This is a genomic window from Streptomyces sp. LaPpAH-108 (genome assembly GCF_000373625.1).
In the GTDB taxonomy this organism is placed as follows: domain Bacteria; phylum Actinomycetota; class Actinomycetes; order Streptomycetales; family Streptomycetaceae; genus Streptomyces.
In genome coordinates this window covers 312,342-330,445 of sequence record NZ_KB891988.1, presented here as the reverse complement: position 1 = coordinate 330,445, position 18,104 = coordinate 312,342, and the positions used below count along the sequence as shown (strand labels likewise).

The window sequence follows — 18,104 nt, the reverse complement described above, 5'->3', positions numbered from 1 at the left end:
TCGGGACGGCGCACCCCGGCCGGGCCTCACTCCGCCTGGAGCACCAGCAGCGCCAGGTCGTCGTCCGGCAGGTCGTCGGCGAAGCCGAGCACCAGGTCGTGGATGCGCTCCGCGATGCGCCCGGCGTCCAGCCCCGCACAGCTCGCCAGGGCGTGCGCGAGCCCGTCCTCGTCGTCGAACTGGCGGGTGCCGGAGCGGCGCTCGGTCACCCCGTCGGTGACGCACAGCAGGCTGTCGCCGGGCCGCAGCTCGACGGCCTCGCTGGTGTAGGTCTCGTCCTCCACCACGCCGAGCAGGGTCTGCGGCCGGGCGGCGCTGCGCACCCGGCCTCCGGGGCTGAGCACCAGCGGCAGCGGGTGTCCGGCGGAGGCGAGGACGCAGCGGAAGCCGCCGTCCGCGTGCGGGGTCAGCTCGCCGTAGAGCAGGGAGAGGAAACGGCTCTGCGGGCCCTCTCCCGGCGCGAAGGGGCCGCCGCCCGCCGCGACCAGCGCGCGGGCGGCGGCGTCGGCGGCCTCGGTGGCGTCGTCCAGGAGGAGCTGGTTGAGACGGTCGAGGACGCCCGCGACCGGGTAGCCCTCGCGGGCCAGCAGCCTGATCCACGGCCGGGCCAGGCCGATCACCACCGCCGCCTCCGGGCCCTTGCCCTGGACGTCGCCCACCGCGAAGCACCAGCGGCCGTCGCCCGCCGGGAACAGGTCGTAGAAGTCGCCGCTGGGGCCGCCCTTGTCGCGCGGCTCGTAGACCAGTGCGCTGCGCACGCCCGGGATCTCCGCGACCGCGCCGGGCAGCAGGCCGCGCTGGAGGACGGCGCTGATGGTGGCCTGGCGGGCGTACTGCCGGGCCGCGCCGATGGCCAGCGCCACCCGGCGCCCCAGGTCCTCGACCAGCCCGGTCACCTCGTCGGGGAAGCGGAGCAGCCCGCAGCGGCCGATCACCAGGGTGCCCAGCGGGCGCCCGCCCGCGATGAGCCGGTAGGCGAGCGCGGTGCCATGGGTGCCCTCGGGACCGAGCGCGCCGCCCGGCCAGGGGTACGGCTCCGGCCCCGAACGCACCCCGTCGGGGCGCGGCGGCTCCTTCTCCAGGGCGCGGTGCAGTTCCTCGATGCGGCTCTCGTGGGCGTGCCAGACCCGGACCGGGCCGGAGCCGCACCCGGTGCGCACGGTCGCCTCGTCCTCCAGCCACACCGCGCACCAGTCCGCGAGCCGGGGCACCAGGAGCTGGCCGGTGAGGGCGGCGACCAGGTTCTCGTCGAGCTGGCCCGCGAGCAGGTCGGACGCCTCGGCGAGGAAGGACAGCGCGCCCCGGCCCAGCCAGTCCCGGTCGCCGCCGGGGCGCTGCGGCTGGGGTGCCAGGGCCTCGGCGGCGTGCAGAGCGGGCACCGGCGCGGGGTCCTCGGGTTCCTCCGCGCCGCCGGGCGGCAACCGCGCCCACAGGGTCTTGCCACCGCTGCGGTAGGTGACGCCCCAGGTCTCGGCGAGGGTGGCGACCAGGCGCAGCCCGCGCCCGTGCTCGGGCATCTCGGGCGCGTCGGGCTCGGAGGGGTCGCGCGGGGCGCGCGCCGGGTGGTGGTCGTGGACCTCCACGGTGAACGCGCCGTTCGCCTCGAGGCGCCAGGCGATCTCGACCTCGGTGCCCGCGTGCACGACGGCGTTGGTGACGAGTTCGCTGACGACGGCCATCGCGTCGTCGGCCAGCCGTGTGTCGCCGTCCGGTCCGGTCAGTCCGAGGGCCGCCCACTCGGTGAAGGCGCCGCGCACCAGGGCGCGGGCGGAGCCGGGCGCGGCGAGGCTCCCGGCGAGGGTGGTCCGGCCCTCGGCGAGCGGGCTCGCGCCGGGGTGCGCGGGCGTGTCACCGACGGGGGCGTCGGTCGCCCGCTGGGTCGGTATGGCCGCCATGTCCATGCGGCCAGGGTGACAGACAGGGGGCGCGCATGAGCGGGGTGTCACCAAAGTGAGCGATCGTGCGGGGTGACTGTGCTACTGGTGTGCCAGAAGACGAACACTTTCGAGCGCAGACGGGCGTGAAGTCCCCTCTTCGGGGGGTTCACGCCCGTTCCGCGGGTGCGTGTGCGTGCGGCTGTGGAGGTACGGACCGGTGGGGCCCGGTCCGTTCCCGGTCAGTTCTCGCGCGTCCCGGCGTACATCTCGTCGATCAGCCCGCGGTACTCCCGCTCCACCACCGGCCGCTTCAGCTTCAGGCTCGGGGTGATCTCGCCGTGCTCCACGTCGAGGTCGCGGGGCAGCAGCCGGAACTTCTTGATCGTCTGCCAGCGCTGCAGGCCCTCGTTGAGCTGCTTCACATAGCCGTCGACCAGCTCGACGGTCTGCGGCGCGGCGACGACCTCGGCGTACGACTTGCCCTCCAGGCCGTTGTCGGCGGCCCACTGGAGGATGGTCGGCTCGTCCAGGGCGATGAGGGCGGTGCAGTAGTTCCGGTCGGCTCCGTGCACCAGGATGTTGGAGACGTAGGGGCACACCGCCTTGAACTGGCCCTCGACCTCGGCGGGCGCCACGTACTTGCCGCCGGAGGTCTTGATGAGGTCCTTCTTGCGGTCGGTGATGCGCAGATAGCCGTCGGCCGACAGCTCGCCGATGTCCCCGGTGTGGAACCAGCCGTCGGACTCGAGGACCTCGGCGGTCTTCTCGGGCTGCTGGTGGTAGCCCTGCATGACGCCGGGGCCGCGCAGCAGGATCTCGCCGTCGTCCGCGATGCGTACCTCGCAGCCGGGCAGCGGCTTGCCGACCGTGCCGGTGCGGTATGCCTCGCCCGGGTTCACGAAAGAGGCGGCGGAGGTCTCGGTGAGGCCGTAGCCCTCCAGGATGTGGATACCGGCGCCGGAGAAGAAGTAGCCGATCTCGGGGGCGAGCGCGGAGGCGCCGGAGACACAGGCGCGCAGCCGGCCGCCGAACGCCTCGCGGATCTTGGCGTAGACGAGGGCGTCGGCCACCTTGTGCTTGGCGGCGAGCGCGAACGGCACGGAGGCGGTGCCGGTGCGCCGGAAGCTGTCCTGGGACGCCTTGGCGTACTCACGGGCGGTCTCGGCGGCCCACTGGAAGATCTTGTACTTGGCCGCGCCGCCCTCGCGGGCCTTGGCCGCCACGCCGTTGTAGACCTTCTCGAAGATGCGCGGCACGGCGGCCATGTAGGTCGGCCGGACCACGGGCAGGTTCTCGATGATCTTGTCCACGCGGCCGTCGACCGCGGTGACGTGGCCGACCTCGATCTGCCCCGAGGTGAGTACCTTGCCGAAGACGTGGGCGAGCGGCAGCCAGAGGTACTGCACGTCCTCCGAGGTGCACAGCCCGGTCGCCGCGATGGCCTTGGCCATGTACGACCAGTTGTCGTGCGGCAGGCGTACGCCCTTGGGACGGCCGGTGGTGCCGGAGGTGTAGATCAGGGTGGCGAGCTGGTCGGCGGTGATCGCGCCGACGCGCTCCTTGATCAGCTCGGGGTGCGTCTCCAGATAGGCCGCGCCGCGTTTCTCCAGCTCGGCCAGGGTGATCACCCAGTCACCGGTCTCGGCGCCCTCGGGGTCGATGACGACGACCTTGGTGAGCGCGGGCAGCTCGGCACGGCGCTCCACCGCCTTGGCGACCTGGGCGGCGTCCTCCGCGATCAGCACCCGGCTCTCGGAGTCGGAGAGGATGAACGCCGACTCGTCGGAGTTGGTCTGCGGGTAGACGGTCGTGGTGGCGCCGCCCGCGCAGAGGATGCCGAGGTCCGCGAGGATCCACTCGACCCGGGTGGAGGAGGCGAGCGCGACGCGCTGCTCGGGCTCGATGCCCAGCTCGATGAGACCGGCCGCGATGGCGTACACCCGCTCGGCGGCCTGGCTCCAGGTCAGCGACTTCCACTCGTCCGGACCGGCGCCCGTGGCCGACGGGACGGGGTAGCGGTACGCCTCGGCGTCCGGTGTCGCCGCCACGCGCTCCAGGAAGAGGGCCGCCACGGAGGGCGGTCGGTTCTCGATCAGGGTCTGTGTGTCGCTCACGACATCCTCCGGGGCCCGCGACGGTGCGGCTGACTCGGTGCGGCTGGGTTTGACTGCGGCTGGTGACTCACGTGGGGAATGCGAACGGGTACGGCCTGTTGTTTGACTGGCCTGCTGTTTAACTCACGAGTAACTATGGGGCAGGGATCAGGGTAAGGCGCGACCGCTCGTCGCGTAAGGGGACGCGGCCTGCGACTTCCCCACAGGACCGCACGGAACGTCCACGCAGAGCGACCCGACGCACACGCAGGGGCCCGCCGCACTTGTGTGCGACGAGCCCCTTGTGCCCGGAATCGCGGGTACGGCCCGGTGCCGTGCGCGGTTACTTCTTGGCCTTGCCCGAACCCGCGCTGTCATCGCTGGAGAGCACCGCGATGAAGGCTTCCTGCGGAACCTCCACGGAACCCACCATCTTCATCCGCTTCTTGCCTTCCTTCTGCTTCTCCAGCAGCTTCCGCTTACGGGAGATGTCACCGCCGTAGCACTTGGCGAGGACGTCCTTGCGGATGGCGCGGATGGTCTCGCGGGCGATGACCCGCGAGCCGATGGCGGCCTGGATCGGCACCTCGAACGCCTGCCGGGGGATCAGCTCGCGCAGCTTGGCGACGAGCCGGACACCGTAGGCGTACGCCTGGTCCTTGTGGGTGACCGCAGAGAAGGCGTCCACCTTGTCGCCGTGCAGCAGGATGTCCACCTTGACCAGGCTGGACGCCTGCTCGCCGGTGGGCTCGTAGTCCAGGGAGGCGTAGCCGCGGGTCTTGGACTTCAGCTGGTCGAAGAAGTCGAAGACGATCTCCGCGAGCGGCAGCGTGTAGCGGATCTCGACGCGGTCCTCGGAGAGGTAGTCCATGCCGAGCAGGGTGCCGCGCCGGGTCTGGCACAGCTCCATGATCGAGCCGATGAACTCGGACGGCGCGAGGATCGTGGCGCGCACGACCGGCTCGTACACGTCGCTGATCTTGCCCTCGGGGAACTCGCTCGGGTTGGTCACCGTGTGCTCGCTGCCGTCCTCCATGACCACGCGGTAGACCACGTTGGGGGCGGTGGCGATCAGGTCGAGGCCGAACTCGCGCTCCAGGCGCTCCCGGATCACGTCCAGGTGCAGCAGGCCGAGGAAGCCGACGCGGAAACCGAAGCCGAGGGCGGCGGAGGTCTCCGGCTCGTACACCAGGGCGGCGTCGTTGAGCTGGAGCTTGTCCAGGGCCTCGCGCAGCTCCGGGTAGTCCGAGCCGTCCAGCGGGTACAGGCCCGAGAACACCATCGGCCTCGGGTCCTTGTAGCCGCCAAGCGCTTCGGTCGCACCCTTGACCTGGCTGGTGACGGTGTCACCGACCTTGGACTGGCGCACGTCCTTCACACCGGTGATCAGATAGCCCACCTCGCCGACGCCCAGGCCGTCGGCCGGAAGCATCTCGGGCGAGTTGGTGCCGATCTCCAGCAGCTCGTGGGTCGCGCCGGTCGACATCATCTTGATGCGCTCGCGCTTGTTGAGCTGGCCGTCGATGACACGGACGTACGTCACGACACCCCGGTAGGAGTCGTAGACCGAGTCGAAGATCATCGCGCGGGCGGGGGCGTCCTTGACGCCGACCGGGGCCGGGATCTCCTTGACGACCTTGTTCAGCAGCGCGTCGACGCCGAGGCCGGTCTTCGCGGAGACCTTGAGCACGTCGTCGGGGTCGCAGCCGACCAGGTTCGCCAGCTCCTCGGCGAACTTCTCCGGCTGCGCGGCCGGAAGGTCGATCTTGTTGAGCACGGGGATGATCGTGAGGTCGTTCTCCATCGCCAGGTAGAGATTGGCGAGGGTCTGCGCCTCGATGCCCTGGGCGGCGTCGACGAGGAGGATGGTCCCCTCGCAGGCGGCCAGCGACCGCGAGACCTCATAGGTGAAGTCGACGTGCCCCGGGGTGTCGATCATGTTGAGGATGTGCGTCGCGCCCTGGTCGGGGCCCTCGGTGGGGGCCCAGGGCAGACGCACCGCCTGGGACTTGATCGTGATGCCGCGCTCGCGCTCGATGTCCATCCGGTCGAGGTACTGAGCACGCATCTGCCGCTGCTCGACCACACCGGTCAGCTGGAGCATCCGGTCGGCGAGCGTGGACTTGCCGTGGTCGATGTGCGCGATGATGCAGAAGTTGCGGATCAGAGCCGGGTCGGTACGGCTCGGCTCGGGCACATGGTTAGGGGTCGCGGGCACGCAGGGTCCTGTCTCTTGAGGCGCCTTATGCCTCGGGTCGGATCGATACGTAGTCTCCATGGTCCCACGGGGAGCGACCGGGGGGCGTTTTGGGCCGCCGAGACGGCCACTGGTACTGTTGATGGCTGTGCCTCATGCCCTCTCAGCGCGAGGCACGTACTGAAAATCCTTGGATCACCGGTCCGGGGCCCGAGCGGTCCCGTGCCTGAACCTGAAAAGGCTCCTTCGTGGCGAACATCAAGTCCCAGATCAAGCGGATCAAGACCAACGAGAAGGCCCGGCTGCGCAACAAGGCCGTCAAGTCCTCCCTGAAGACCGCGATCCGCAAGGCCCGTGAGGCCGCTGCCGCGGGTGACGTCGAGAAGGCCACCGAGTACCAGCGCGCTGCCGCGCGTCAGCTCGACAAGGCCGTCTCGAAGGGCGTCATCCACAAGAACCAGGCCGCCAACAAGAAGTCGGCGCTGGCCGCCAAGGTCTCCGACCTCAAGGGCTGACACCTCCTGATCTGAACGCCGGTAGGACCCGGGCGGGCCCTCTCTCATCCGTCCCCGACCGGCCTTTCCGAAGCCACACGCGGCCTGCGTTCGCCACGCGGGTGTGGCTTCAGCAGCTTGATCCGAAGGCCCCGCCGCCTCCCTTCCGAGGGGGGTGACCGGGGCCTTCGGCATGCCCGGTGCCCGGCCCCGGGACTCAGGGCCGGTCGAGACTCAGGGCCGGTTCAGCACGGCCGACGGCGGTACGTCACGCACGGCCTCGGGAGCGGGCCGCTCGGGCGATGATGACGACCGCCTTCTCCAGGGCGTACTCCGGGTCGTCGCCGCCGCCCTTCACTCCCGCGTCGGCCTCGGCCACCGCGCGCAGGGCCTCGGCGACGCCGTCCGGGGTCCAGCCGCGCATCTGCTGCCGGACGCGGTCGATCTTCCAGGGGGGCATCCCCAGTTCACGGGCGAGGTCGGCGGGACGGCCGCCACGCGCCGAGGACAGCTTGCCGATCGCCCGCACGCCCTGGGCGAGCGCGCTGGTGATCATCACGGGGGCCACGCCGGTGGAGAGCGACCACCGCAACGCCTCCAGCGCCTCGGCGGTCCGTCCCTCGACCGCCTTGTCGGCGACGGTGAAGCTCGACGCCTCCGCGCGGCCGGTGTAGTACCGGCCGACGACCGCCTCGTCGATCGTGCCCTCGACGTCCGCCACGAGCTGGGCCACCGCGGAGGCCAGCTCGCGCAGATCGCTGCCGATCGCGTCCACGAGCGCCTGGCACGCCTCCGGCGTGGCCGCCCGCCCGAACCCCCTGAACTCCCCTCTCACGAACGCCAGCCGGTCGGCGGGCTTGGTCATCTTCGGACAGGCCACCTCCCGCGCGCCCACCTTGCGCGCGGCGTCGAGCAGCCCCTTGCCCTTGGCGCCGCCCGCGTGCAGCAGCACGAGGGTGATCTCCTCCGCGGGCGATCCCAGGTACGCCTTCACGTCCTTGATCGTGTCGGCGGACAAGTCCTGCGCGTTGCGTACGACCACGACTTTGCGCTCGGCGAAGAGCGAGGGGCTGGTCAGCTCGGCGAGGGTGCCGGGCTGCAGCTGGTCCGGGGTGAGGTCGCGTACGTCCGTGTCGGCGTCGGCGGCTCTGGCGGCGGCCACCACCTCCCGCACGGCACGGTCGAGCAGGAGGTCCTCCTGGCCCACGGCGAGCGTCACCGGGGCGAGAGGGTCGTCATTCGCAGTCTTTCTTGCCATCACTCACAGCATCCCACGCACCACCGACAACGAACCGGCCCGCACACCCTGACCGGCCCCCGAACCGACCCCGAGACGCTGTAAGGGGCACCAATTCGGGGTCACGAAGCAGACGTGCTCAGGCTCACGGCTCCTCGCGCCAGCCGTCCCACTCCCCCGCGAAGGCGTCCAGCTCGGCGGGGTCGAGCCGCCCCGCCTCGTCCCGCACCACCAGCCACTGGGCGTCCTCGGCGTCGTCCTCCCCCGCCAGGGCGTCCCGTACGAGCCGGGGCTCCTCGTCGATCCCGAACCGCTCCCCCAGCGCCTCGGCCGCCTCCTCGGCGGCATCCCGGTCGGGCAGCACCAGCACGTGTCTCACATCGCTCACCGGGACATTCTCCGGCACGCTCCGGAAGGGCCGACGTCTCGCCCCCGGCTCCTCATGCCTTGGGCACGATCTGTATGTCCAGGTCCACGCGGATGCTGCGGCCCACCACCGCGATGCCTCGGGCCAGCATCGTCTGCCAGCTGATGGTGTAGTCGTCGCGGTGGAGTTCGGTGGTCGCGCGGCAGGCGGCTCGGGGTTCGCCCTCCATGCCGGTGCCGAGGCCGAGGTATTCGGCGTCGAGGGTGACCGTGCGGGTCACGCCGTGGAGGGAGAGGGCGCCGGTGACGGCCCAGCGGTTGCCGCCGCGATGGGCGAAGCGCTCGCTGTAGAACTCCAGCGTCGGATACCGCTGCACGTCCAGGAAGTCCGCGGAGCGCAGGTGGTCGTCGCGCATCCGGACGCCCGTGTCGATGGCCGCGGCGTCGATCACCACGTGCATCGCGGAGTTCTCCATGCGGTCGGCGATGCGGACCGCGCCCGCGAAGGAGTTGAACCGCCCGTGGATCCGGGCCAGTCCGATGTGCCGCGCGGTGAAGGCGATGGAGGAGTGCGCGGGGTCGATCTCCCAGTCGCCGCGCGCCGGGGGCTCCGGGGGCTGAGCGACCTGGAGGGTCACATCGCCCAGCGAGGCGAGGGAGTTCTGGCCGACCATCGCGGTCGCGCGGTAGGGCGCGTACCCCTCGGCCGCGACCGAGAGCCGGTACTCCCCCGCCGGGACCGTGGCCATGAACAGCCCGTAGGGATCGGTGCCCCCGCTGACCACCTTGCGGCCGACGCTGTCGACGACCGTCAAGTCCGCGTTGCCCACCGGCTCGTAGACCGGATCGAGCACCCGGCAGCTCAGCACACCCGCGTCGGCCGGGGTCCGGACCGCCGCCAGGGGACTCGTCCGGTGGAACCGGTTCGTTCGTTTTTCCAGCCACCGGCCGAACATGTACGACACCTCTGTACGCCTCGACATCATATGTTGCCGAAGATTCATTCGATCACCTGATGCGGCTTTCGAGCAACACGGGCCCACATCACGGCAATCCAGCCCAAGCGCCGGACTCGACCGAATTGGCGGTTACGGGCGTCGCCGGTCAGCCCTTCGCCACCTGGAGCCGCCCGTCCGCCCCGTCTCCCCCGGTGAGCGCCAGCGCGCCGTCCCGGTCCGTGCGCAGCACCACCGCTCCGCCCGCGCGCAACGCGGCCACCGTGGACGGTGCCGGGTGCCCGTACGGGTTGCCGACGCCGCAGGACACCAGGGCGAGCCGTGGGGAGGCCAGGCGTATCAGGTCGGGGTCCTGGTAGGCGGAGCCATGGTGGGCGACCTTCAGTACGTCCACGCGCGCCAGGTCGGCCGCGTCGGGCGACAGCAGCAACTCCCGTTGCGCGGGCGGTTCGAGGTCGCCCAGCAGCAGGAGCCGCAGCCCGCCGGTCCGTACGAGCACGGCCACGCTCGCGTCGTTCGGGCCGTCCGGGTCCGGTGCCGCCGCCTGCGGCCACAGCACCCGCCAGGCGAGCGGTCCGACGCGGCGTTCCTCGCCCGCCACCGCGCGGGTGACGGGGATGTGCCGTGCGGCGGCCTCTCTGCGCACGGCTGCGGCCTGGTCCGCCGGTTCCGCGAAGCCGGTGGTCTCGATGGCGGCCACCGAACGGCCGCGCAGCACTCCGGCGAGGCCCGCGACATGGTCGGCGTGGAAGTGGGTGAGGATCACCAGGGGGACGCGGGTGATGCCCAGCTCCCGCAGACAGCGGTCGACCGGCGCCGGATCGGGTCCGGCGTCCACGACCACCCCGGCGCCCGGCCCGGCCGCGAGGACCGTGGCGTCGCCCTGCCCGACGTCGCACATGGCGAACCGCCAGCCCGGCGGTGGCCAGCCCGTGACCACCCGGGTCAGCGGAGCGGGCCGCACCACCGCGAGCAGCAGCACCACCCCGAGCGCCCCGCACCACCACGGATGCCGGACCAGCCGCCGCCCGGCGAGCACGACCACCACCGTGAGCGCGGCCAGCAGGAAGGCCCCCGGCCAGTCCACTCCCGCACCGGGCAGCGCCGCCCCCGTCCTGGCCACCCCGGCGATCCACCGCGCGGGCCAACTCGCGCACCAGGCAAGTACCGTGGCGGCCGGCATCGCCACCGGGGCCGCCGCGAGCGCCGCGAATCCCAGCACCGTGGCCGGGGCGACGGCCACCTCCACGAGCAGGTTGCACGGCACCGCCACCAGGCTCACCCGCGCCGACAGCACCGCGACCACCGGCGCGCACACCGCCTGGGCGGCGGCAGCCGCGGCCAGCGCCTCGGCCAGGCGGGCGGGCACCCGGCGCCGCCGCAGCGCCTCGCTCCAGCGGGGCGCGAGGAGCAGCAGCGCGCCGGTCGCCAGCACCGAGAGCAGGAAGCCGTAACTCCGGGCCAGCCACGGGTCGTAGAGGACCAGCAGCAGGACCGTCGCGGCCAGCGCGGGGACCAGGGATCTGCGGCGGCCGGTGGCCAGCGCCAGCAGGGCGACCGCGCCACAGGCCGCCGCCCGCAACACGCTCGGATCGGGTCGGCAGACGATGACGAAGCCGAGGGTGAGCACCGACGCGAGAAGCGCGGTGGCCCGCAGCGAGAGACCCAGGCGCGGGGCGAGTCCGCGCCGCTCGGCGCGCTGGGCCAGACCGGGCGGTCCGATGAGCAGCGCGAGCAGGATGGTGAGGTTGCTGCCGGAGACGGCGAGGGTGTGCGCGAGGTCGGTCTCCTTGAACGCCTCGTCCAGCTCGGGAGTGATCCGTGAGGTGTCCCCGACGACCAGCCCGGGCAGCAGCGCCCGCGCGTCCGACGGCAGCCCCTCGGTCGCCTCGCGCAGCCCGGCCCTGAGCCCGCCCGCCAGCCGCTGGGGCCCGCTCGGCCCGCCGACGACCCGGGGCACCGGCCAGTCGCGCACCCGCAGCACGGCGGCGCTCCGGTCGCCGTCCGCGTCGGCCGGTGCCAGTCGGCCGGCCACCCGCAGCCGGGTGGAGGGCAGCAGGGCGAGCCAGGGGGACCGGCCCGGCTCCGCCACGGCACCGGTCGGCGGCGGGACCTTCGTGTCGATGATCAGCAGGACAGGACTCCGGGTCCGTACCTCCGCACCACCTCCCTCCTCGTCCGTCACCTCCCGCACCTCGGCCCTCGCCAGCACCGCCACCGGTGCCGCGTGGTCGCCCCGCACGCGCGGTCTGCTCTGCCAGGGGTCGCCCGTCAGCTCGACCTCGGCGCTCACCGTCGCGAACCGCCGCGCCGCCTCGGGCACCGGCCCCCGTCGTACGTCCTGCCCGTGCGACCCCGCCGATACGGCCGCCGCAGCGGTGCACAGCAGCACGGCCGCGACCGGCGCCCGGGGCCAGCCGGACCGCCCGCCCGGCGGTCGCCGTACCGACAGCAGCCCGGCGACCAGACAGACACCCGCCACCGCGAGGCTCCACCGCAGCGGCACCACGATGAGCAGCGCCGAGGCGGCCCAGGCCGCGAGGGCGGGCGGTACGAGCCGCAGGTCCGCCGGACCCGCCTCCGGGGACTTCCGCTCGGCCGCGATCTCACCGGAAGCGGCCTCGGCGACATCGCGCCCCTCGCACACCGTGCTCACGGCCGCACCAGTGGCTTCAGGTCCGAGAACCGGCTGTTCCCGATCCCGTTGACCTGCTTCAGCTCCTCCACCGAGCGGAAGCCGCCGTGCCGGGTGCGGTAGTCGAGGATGTGCTGGGCGAGGACCGGGCCGACTCCGGGAAGGGTGTCGAGCTGGTCGGCCGTCGCGGTGTTGAGGGAGACCGGGGAGGCGGGGCCTCCGGCGCCCATGCCTCCAACGCCCGTGCCCGTGAGCCCCGCTGGAGCGGCCGGGGCCATCGTCGACCCCACGAGGATCTGCTCGCCGTCCACCAGGAAGCGCGCCCTGTTCAGCCCCTCGGCGCTCACCCCGGGCCGCATCCCGCCCGCCGCCTTCAACGCGTCGGCCACCCGTGAACCCGCGGGCAGCCGACGGATCCCCGGTTCCCGCACCTTGCCGCTCACGTCCACCACGATCTGTCCGCCCGGCGAGGCCGAACCGACCGCAGCGACAGGGGATTTCACACCGCCGGACCCTTCCTCCCCGGCATACGGCTTCTTCGCGTGCAGCACCTCGGGTGCGCTCACCGTCTGCGTACGCCCGCTCCAGAAGTGCTGCGCCGCGAGGACGGCGGCGACCAGGAGCACCACGGTGAGCGCGATCACGCCCCGCCGTTCGACCCCGCACCGGGTCTGCAGCCACAGCGGCATCCGCTCCCGCAGCGCGAGCCCGGCCCGCTCGCACCGGCCGGGTCCGGGAGGTGGCGGCTCGGGTTCCTCCAACGGCACCCGTACATAACGGGCTTGATACCGGGGCCTTTCCCCGCCTGGTGGGGCGTTGCCCGACTCCCGCCGTTCCACGGGCGGTTCACCGAAGAGGAGCCCCGCACGGCGGCGCAGCTCGTCCGCCGGTACGGGTGACCGGTGCCGGGCGCGGCCGTTCTGCGGCGGGCGGCGGTGCCGGGTACGGCCGTCGGAGTCGGGCCCCCGGCCGGGACCGCTGGTGGGGACTGCTGTGCGGGTGTCTGATCGAAGTGCCATGCGACGAGGATCGGACATCCCGCCGAACGGCGATGATCTTGGTTGATTTCCGTGGAACCGGGCCGAGTTGTGGACAACTCCGCCACCCCTACGAGTGAAGCGCCACGCGGCACGAGAGCCCCTGTCCACAGCCCGCCCGGCAGAAGCCCCTCACCGAGGCGAGACCACGACCCCCAGCAGCCCGGGCCCCGTATGCGCCCCGATCACCGCCCCGATCTCGCTCACATGCAGCTCGCCCAGCCCGGGCAACCGCTCCCGCAGCCGCTCCCCCAGCACGGCCGCCCGCTCGGGCGCGGCGAGATGGTGGACGGCGATGTCGACTTCGCCGCTGCCCGCCCGTTCCACGGCGATCTCCTCCAGGCGGGCGATCGCCTTGGAGGCCGTGCGGACCTTCTCCAGGGGTTCGATGCGTCCGCCCGCGAGCTGGAGCAGGGGTTTGACGGCGAGTGCGGAGCCGAGCAGGGCCTGTGCGGCGCCGATCCGGCCGCCCCGGCGCAGATAGTCGAGGGTGTCCACATAGAAGTAGGCGGAGGTGGTGGCGGCGCGCTTCTCGGCGGCGGCCACGGCCTCGTCCATCGTGCCGCCCGCTTCCGCCGTCCCGGCCGCCGCCAGCGCGCAGAAGCCGAGCGCCATGGCGACCATCTGCGTGTCCACGACCCGTACCGGCACGGGTGCCTGACGGGCCGCCAGAACGGCCGCGTCGTAGGTGCCGGACAGTTCGGCGGACAGGTGGAGGGAGACGATGCCGCTCGCGCCGGAGGTGGCGACCTCGCGGTAGACCGCGGCGAACTCCTCGGGGCTGGGCCGGGAGGTGGTGACCGGGCGGCGCTTCTGGAGTGCCTGGGCGAGGGAGCGGGTGGAGATCTCGGTGCCCTCTTCGAGCGCCCGGTCGCCGAGGACCACCGTCAGCGGCACCGCTGTGATGCCGTGGCGCTCCATCGCTCCCGGCGGCAGGTAGGCCGTTGAATCGGTGACGATCGCGACATGGCGGGACATGAGCTGGAGGTTACCTGGCGTAGGAGGGGTGCGGCAGCCCGACCCCGGTCGGTGGAACCGGGACGGGTCGAGGGGGCCGGATCAGGCGGTGGTCTCGGGGCGCGGCTTGCGCTGCCAGGGGTGGACCGGGCGCGGTCCGGGCGGGGTGATCGCGTGCGGCACGGCCGGGTCCGGGCGGTCGGAACCGGCCGCCGGGGGCCACGCGCCGCCCGCGTTCGCCGGGGCCTCCGGCCAAGGGGTGGCCGGGTCGCCGGTGTCGGTCCGGGTCCAGTGGCGCAGGGCGCCGGTCTCGATGTCGATCTGGGTGCTGAGCGAGTCCAGATCGTCGTCGGCGAAGCGGCCCGCGCGGTCGCGGACGGCCCAGCGCAGGGAGTCGGCGGAGGCGGTGATGCGCTCGGTGCGGGTGCGCAGCTCGGGCAGCCGGGCGGTGAGCGTGGAGCGGTCGGGCTCGGACTCCAGGCGCCGCAGGATGCCGTCCAGTTCCTGTCCGTGCACGCTCAGCCGCTCGAAGAGGCCGAGGGATTCCTTCAGAGACTCGTCCTGCACGACGCCGGAGTGCAGCGCGTCCTGAGTGGCACGCATCGAGGTGCGCAGGGTGAGCCGCAGCTGGGCGATCTCACCGGCCGGGCCCGGGCGGCCATAGGACTTGGCGCGCAGGGTGTGGTCCTCGACCGTGCGGCGGGCCTGGGCGACCGTGCGGTCCACGGTGCGCTTGGCGGCGCCGACCACCTTAACCGTGGCGTAGGCGCCGAGGCCGAGGCAGAGCAGGAAGAGCAGGGCGACCACGGTGAGCACGGTTTCCATGACGCTCCTCCTCGACCCCTGGGCGGCACGCACCGCCTCGCTCTTTACGGTAAACGCAACGGGCAGGCCCGGGGTTCCGTCCGAACCCGGAACCTGCCCGTAGGGGATCACCCCGACACCGGTCCGCCGGGCCTCACGAGCCCGGCGGCCGATGTCTCCGCGTACGTCAGCCGGTCACGATGTTGACCAGCTTGGGCGCCCGCACGATCACCTTGCGGATGGCGGCGCCGCCCAGGGCCGCGACGACCTTCTCGTCGGCCAGCGCGGCCTTCTCCAGCTCCTCGTCGGAGATGGCCGGGGACACCTCCAGGCGGGCCTTGACCTTGCCCTTGATCTGCACGACGCAGGTGACGGTCTCGTCCACCACGTACTGCGGGTCGGCGACCGGGAAGTCCTGGTGGACGACCGAGTCGGTGCGGCCCAGCTTGCGCCACAGCTCCTCGGCGATGTGCGGGGCCAGCGGCGCGACCATCAGGACCAGCGGCTCGGCGACGGTGCGCGGCAGAGCGGCGCCGGTCTTGGTCAGATGGTTGTTCAGCTCGGTGATCTTGGCGATCGCCGTGTTGAAGCGCAGGCCCTCCAGGTCCTGGCGCACGCCGTCGACCGCCTTGTGCAGGGCACGCAGCGTGTCCTCGCCGGGCTCGGCGTCGGTGACGGTGATCTCGCCGGTGTTCTCGTCGACGATGTTGCGCCACAGCCGCTGCAGCAGCCGGAACTGGCCGACCACCGCGCGCGTGTCCCACGGGCGGGAGACGTCCAGCGGGCCCATCGCCATCTCGTACAGGCGCAGGGTGTCGGCGCCGTACTCGGCGGCGATCTCGTCCGGGGTGACGGCGTTCTTCAGGGACTTGCCCATCTTGCCGAGCAGCCGGGAGACCTTCTCGCCCTGGTACCAGAAGGCGCCGTCGCGCTCCTCGACCTCGGCGGCCGGGACGGCGATGCCCCGGCTGTCGCGGTAGACGTAGGCCTGGATCATGCCCTGGTTGAACAGCTTGTGGAACGGCTCGGCGGACGAGACGTGCCCCAGGTCGAAGAGGACCTTGGACCAGAAGCGGGCGTACAGCAGGTGCAGCACCGCGTGCTCGGCGCCGCCGACGTACAGGTCGACACCGCCGTGCGGCATGCCCTCGCGCGGGCCCATCCAGTACTGCTCGACCTCGGGGTCGACCATGCTCTGGTCGTTGCGCGGGTCCAGGTAGCGGAACTCGTACCAGCAGGAACCGGCCCAGTTGGGCATGGTGTTGGTCTCGCGGCGGTACTTCTTCGGGCCGTCGCCCAGGTCCAGGGTGACGTGGACCCACTCGTCGTTGCGCGAGAGCGGGGTCTCGGGCTGGGTGTCGGCGTCGTCCGGGTCGAAGGTGCGCGGGCTGTAGTCCTCGACCTCGGGCAGCTCCAGCGGGAGCATCGACTCGGGCAGCGCGTGGGCGACGCCGTCCTCGTCGTAGACGATCGGGAAGGGCTCGCCCCAGTAGCGCTGGCGGCTGAACAGCCAGTCGCGCAGGCGGAAGTTGACGGTGCCCTCGCCGATGCCCGCGTCGGACAGCCACTCGGTGATGCGGGCCTTGGCCTCGGGGACGGCCAGTCCGTCCAGGGTGATGCCCTCGCCCGTGGAGTTGACGAGCTTCGCCTCGTAGGAGGAGAACGCGTCGTCCCACGTGGCGGTGTCGGTGCCGCGGCCGTCGGTCGGCTCGACCACACAGCGGATGGGCAGGTCGAAGGCGCGGGCGAAGGCGAAGTCGCGCGTGTCGTGGGCGGGGACGGCCATGATGGCGCCGGTACCGTAGCCCATCAGCACGTAGTCGGCGATGAAGACCGGGACCTGCTCGCCGTTGACGGGGTTGACCGCGAACACACCCGTGAAGACGCCGGTCTTGTCCTTGGCCTCGGCCTGGCGCTCCACGTCGGACTTGGCGGCGGCCTGCGCGCGGTAGGCGGCGACGGCCTCGGCCGGGGTGGCGTGACCGCCGGTCCACGCCTCGTGGGTGCCCTCGGGCCACGCCTCGGGGGTGAACTTCTCGACCAGGGGGTGCTCGGGGGCGAGCACCATGTAGGTCGCGCCGAACAGGGTGTCGGGGCGGGTGGTGAAGACGGTGATGCGCTCGCCGTCGACGGGGAAGTCGACGCGGGCGCCCTCGCTGCGGCCGATCCAGTTGCGCTGCTGCAGCTTGATGGCCTCGGGCCAGTCCAGCTCGTCCAGGTCGGCCAGCAGGCGGTCGGCGTAGGCGGTGATGCGCATGTTCCACTGGCGCAGCTTGGCCTTGAAGACCGGGAAGTTGCCGCGCTCGGAGCGGCCGTCGGCCGTGACCTCCTCGTTGGCCAGCACGGTGCCCAGGCCGGGGCACCAGTTGACCGGTGCGTCGGAGGCGTAGGCCAGCCGGAACTCGCTCAGCACGTCGGCGCGCTCGGTGGCGCTCAGCTCGCTCCACGCGCGCGTGTGGCCCGGTACGGGGCGCTCACCGGACTCGAAGAGGGCGATCAGCTCGGAGATCGGGCGGGCCTTGGCGGCCTGCTCGTCGTACCAGGAGTTGAAGATCTGCAGGAAGATCCACTGGGTCCACTTGTAGTACTCCGGGTCGATCGTGGCGAACGACCGGCGGTTGTCGTGGCCCAGACCCAGCCGGCGCAGCTGGGCCTTCATGTTCTCCATGTTGGCCTCGGTGGACACGCGCGGGTGCGTGCCGGTCTGCACGGCGTACTGCTCGGCGGGCAGGCCGAAGGCGTCGAAGCCCAGGGTGTGCAGGACGTTGTGCCCGGTCATGCGCTGGAAGCGGGCGTAGACGTCGGTGGCGATGTAGCCCAGCGGGTGGCCGACGTGCAGGCCCGCGCCGGAGGGATACGGGAACATGTCCATGATGAACTTCTTGGGCCGGGCGACCAGCTCCGGATCACCGCCCAGGGTGCCCTTGGGGTTCGGGGCGGCGTAGGTGCCGTCCACGTCCCAGAAGTCCTGCCAGCGTGCCTCGATCTCGGCGGCCATGGCGGCCGTGTAGCGGTGCGGCGCGGCCTCCGCCGACGCGGCAGCGGTGGCGGAGGGGTTCGTCTCGCTCATGATCCTCAAAGCTCCATCGATCGTCTCTGCCTGCGGAAACGAAAAATCCCCTCACGCAGGAGGGGATGCCGCGCCGGCTCCGACCGTCCGGTTCGACCGGTGGTCGGCACTGTCAGCGCGGCTCGCTAAGCAGAAGGCGTACAGCACGCATGGCGCTAGGGTACCGCAGCCCTTGAGCAAGCCGCGACGCTCTTGCGTATGCCATGAAGACATGTCCGTACGGCCGCCAGATCTGAACCCGGGTCAAAGATTACTTCGCGTAACAGTCACTAAGGGACGACACCTTCGCGGTTCCGTTCTTAGATAACAACGCAATAACTCAAACCTCGTACTGATCGGTATGGCTCCACTTAGAGTTCGGCAGCGGGACCGCCTTCCCGA

Annotated in this window: 12 protein-coding genes; 1 reads left to right on the top strand and 11 read right to left on the bottom strand. The window is 72.0% G+C overall.

Features of this window, described 5'->3' with window-relative positions; all coding sequences use genetic code 11:
• Positions 1 to 26: 26 nt before the first annotated feature.
• The 3 genes from B079_RS0107550 to lepA form a co-directional block, all read right to left on the bottom strand.
• Entirely contained in the window at positions 27 to 1,895 is a 1,869-nt protein-coding gene (locus B079_RS0107550) for a SpoIIE family protein phosphatase (RefSeq protein WP_018545170.1), read from the bottom strand.
• 221 nt (positions 1,896 to 2,116) lie between these two features.
• On the bottom strand, positions 2,117 to 3,991 hold the full coding sequence (locus B079_RS0107545; RefSeq protein ID WP_018545169.1) for an AMP-dependent synthetase/ligase: 1,875 nt from the start codon (positions 3,989 to 3,991) through the stop codon (positions 2,117 to 2,119).
• Between the two features lie 322 nt (positions 3,992 to 4,313).
• Positions 4,314 to 6,188: a translation elongation factor 4 gene (lepA, locus tag B079_RS0107540; RefSeq protein WP_026248450.1), complete on the bottom strand. Its 1,875-nt coding sequence runs from the start codon at positions 6,186 to 6,188 to the stop codon at positions 4,314 to 4,316.
• Positions 6,189 to 6,415: 227 nt separating this feature from the next.
• Here lepA and rpsT point away from each other — a divergent pair, with 227 nt between their 5' ends.
• Positions 6,416 to 6,682 carry a 30S ribosomal protein S20 gene (gene rpsT, locus B079_RS0107535; RefSeq protein WP_018545167.1) on the top strand — a complete coding sequence of 89 codons (267 nt, stop codon included), beginning with the start codon at positions 6,416 to 6,418 and terminating at the stop codon, positions 6,680 to 6,682.
• A gap of 247 nt (positions 6,683 to 6,929) precedes the next feature.
• Here the strand turns inward: rpsT and holA are convergent, their stop codons facing one another.
• The 8 genes from holA to leuS all read right to left on the bottom strand — a co-directional run bounded on the left by holA (position 6,930) and on the right by leuS (position 17,723).
• Positions 6,930 to 7,919 (bottom strand): DNA polymerase III subunit delta, encoded by a 990-nt coding sequence (gene holA / locus B079_RS0107530; RefSeq protein ID WP_026248449.1) that lies wholly within the window; start codon positions 7,917 to 7,919, stop codon positions 6,930 to 6,932.
• A gap of 124 nt (positions 7,920 to 8,043) precedes the next feature.
• The gene (locus tag B079_RS0107525; RefSeq protein ID WP_037801408.1) at positions 8,044 to 8,286 is read right to left on the bottom strand and encodes a hypothetical protein; all 243 of its coding nucleotides are present in this window, start codon (positions 8,284 to 8,286) and stop codon (positions 8,044 to 8,046) included.
• Positions 8,287 to 8,338: 52 nt separating this feature from the next.
• Positions 8,339 to 9,220 (bottom strand): YceI family protein, encoded by an 882-nt coding sequence (locus B079_RS0107520; protein ID WP_026248448.1) that lies wholly within the window; start codon positions 9,218 to 9,220, stop codon positions 8,339 to 8,341.
• A 148-nt stretch (positions 9,221 to 9,368) separates the two neighbouring features.
• Positions 9,369 to 11,876: a ComEC/Rec2 family competence protein gene (locus tag B079_RS0107515; RefSeq protein WP_018545163.1), complete on the bottom strand. Its 2,508-nt coding sequence runs from the start codon at positions 11,874 to 11,876 to the stop codon at positions 9,369 to 9,371.
• Entirely contained in the window at positions 11,873 to 12,874 is a 1,002-nt protein-coding gene (locus tag B079_RS0107510) for a ComEA family DNA-binding protein (RefSeq protein WP_086022340.1), read from the bottom strand. The genes B079_RS0107515 and B079_RS0107510 overlap by 4 nt, the downstream gene beginning before the upstream one ends.
• 150 nt (positions 12,875 to 13,024) lie before the next feature.
• Positions 13,025 to 13,870, bottom strand: a complete 846-nt coding sequence (locus B079_RS0107505; RefSeq protein ID WP_018545161.1) for a DegV family protein — start codon at positions 13,868 to 13,870, stop codon at positions 13,025 to 13,027.
• Between the two features lie 81 nt (positions 13,871 to 13,951).
• Complete coding sequence (locus tag B079_RS0107500; RefSeq protein ID WP_018545160.1) at positions 13,952 to 14,674, bottom strand: hypothetical protein; 723 nt, start codon at positions 14,672 to 14,674, stop codon at positions 13,952 to 13,954.
• Between the two features lie 166 nt (positions 14,675 to 14,840).
• A complete protein-coding gene (gene leuS, locus B079_RS0107495; RefSeq protein WP_018545159.1) occupies positions 14,841 to 17,723 on the bottom strand; it encodes a leucine--tRNA ligase in 2,883 nt (960 codons plus the stop codon).
• Positions 17,724 to 18,104 lie beyond the last annotated feature (381 nt).

Bases quoted from the DNA above. Each gene is read 5' to 3' on its own strand.
- B079_RS0107550 (WP_018545170.1), bottom strand. From the start codon at position 1,895: ATGGCGGCCATACCGACCCAGCGGGCGACCGACGCCCCCGTCGGTGAC.
- holA (WP_026248449.1), bottom strand. From the start codon at position 7,919: ATGGCAAGAAAGACTGCGAATGACGACCCTCTCGCCCCGGTGACGCTC.
- B079_RS0107520 (WP_026248448.1), bottom strand. From the start codon at position 9,220: ATGTTCGGCCGGTGGCTGGAAAAACGAACGAACCGGTTCCACCGGACG.
- B079_RS0107510 (WP_086022340.1), bottom strand. From the start codon at position 12,874: ATGGCACTTCGATCAGACACCCGCACAGCAGTCCCCACCAGCGGTCCC.
- B079_RS0107505 (WP_018545161.1), bottom strand. From the start codon at position 13,870: ATGTCCCGCCATGTCGCGATCGTCACCGATTCAACGGCCTACCTGCCG.
- B079_RS0107500 (WP_018545160.1), bottom strand. From the start codon at position 14,674: ATGGAAACCGTGCTCACCGTGGTCGCCCTGCTCTTCCTGCTCTGCCTC.
- leuS (WP_018545159.1), bottom strand. From the start codon at position 17,723: ATGAGCGAGACGAACCCCTCCGCCACCGCTGCCGCGTCGGCGGAGGCC.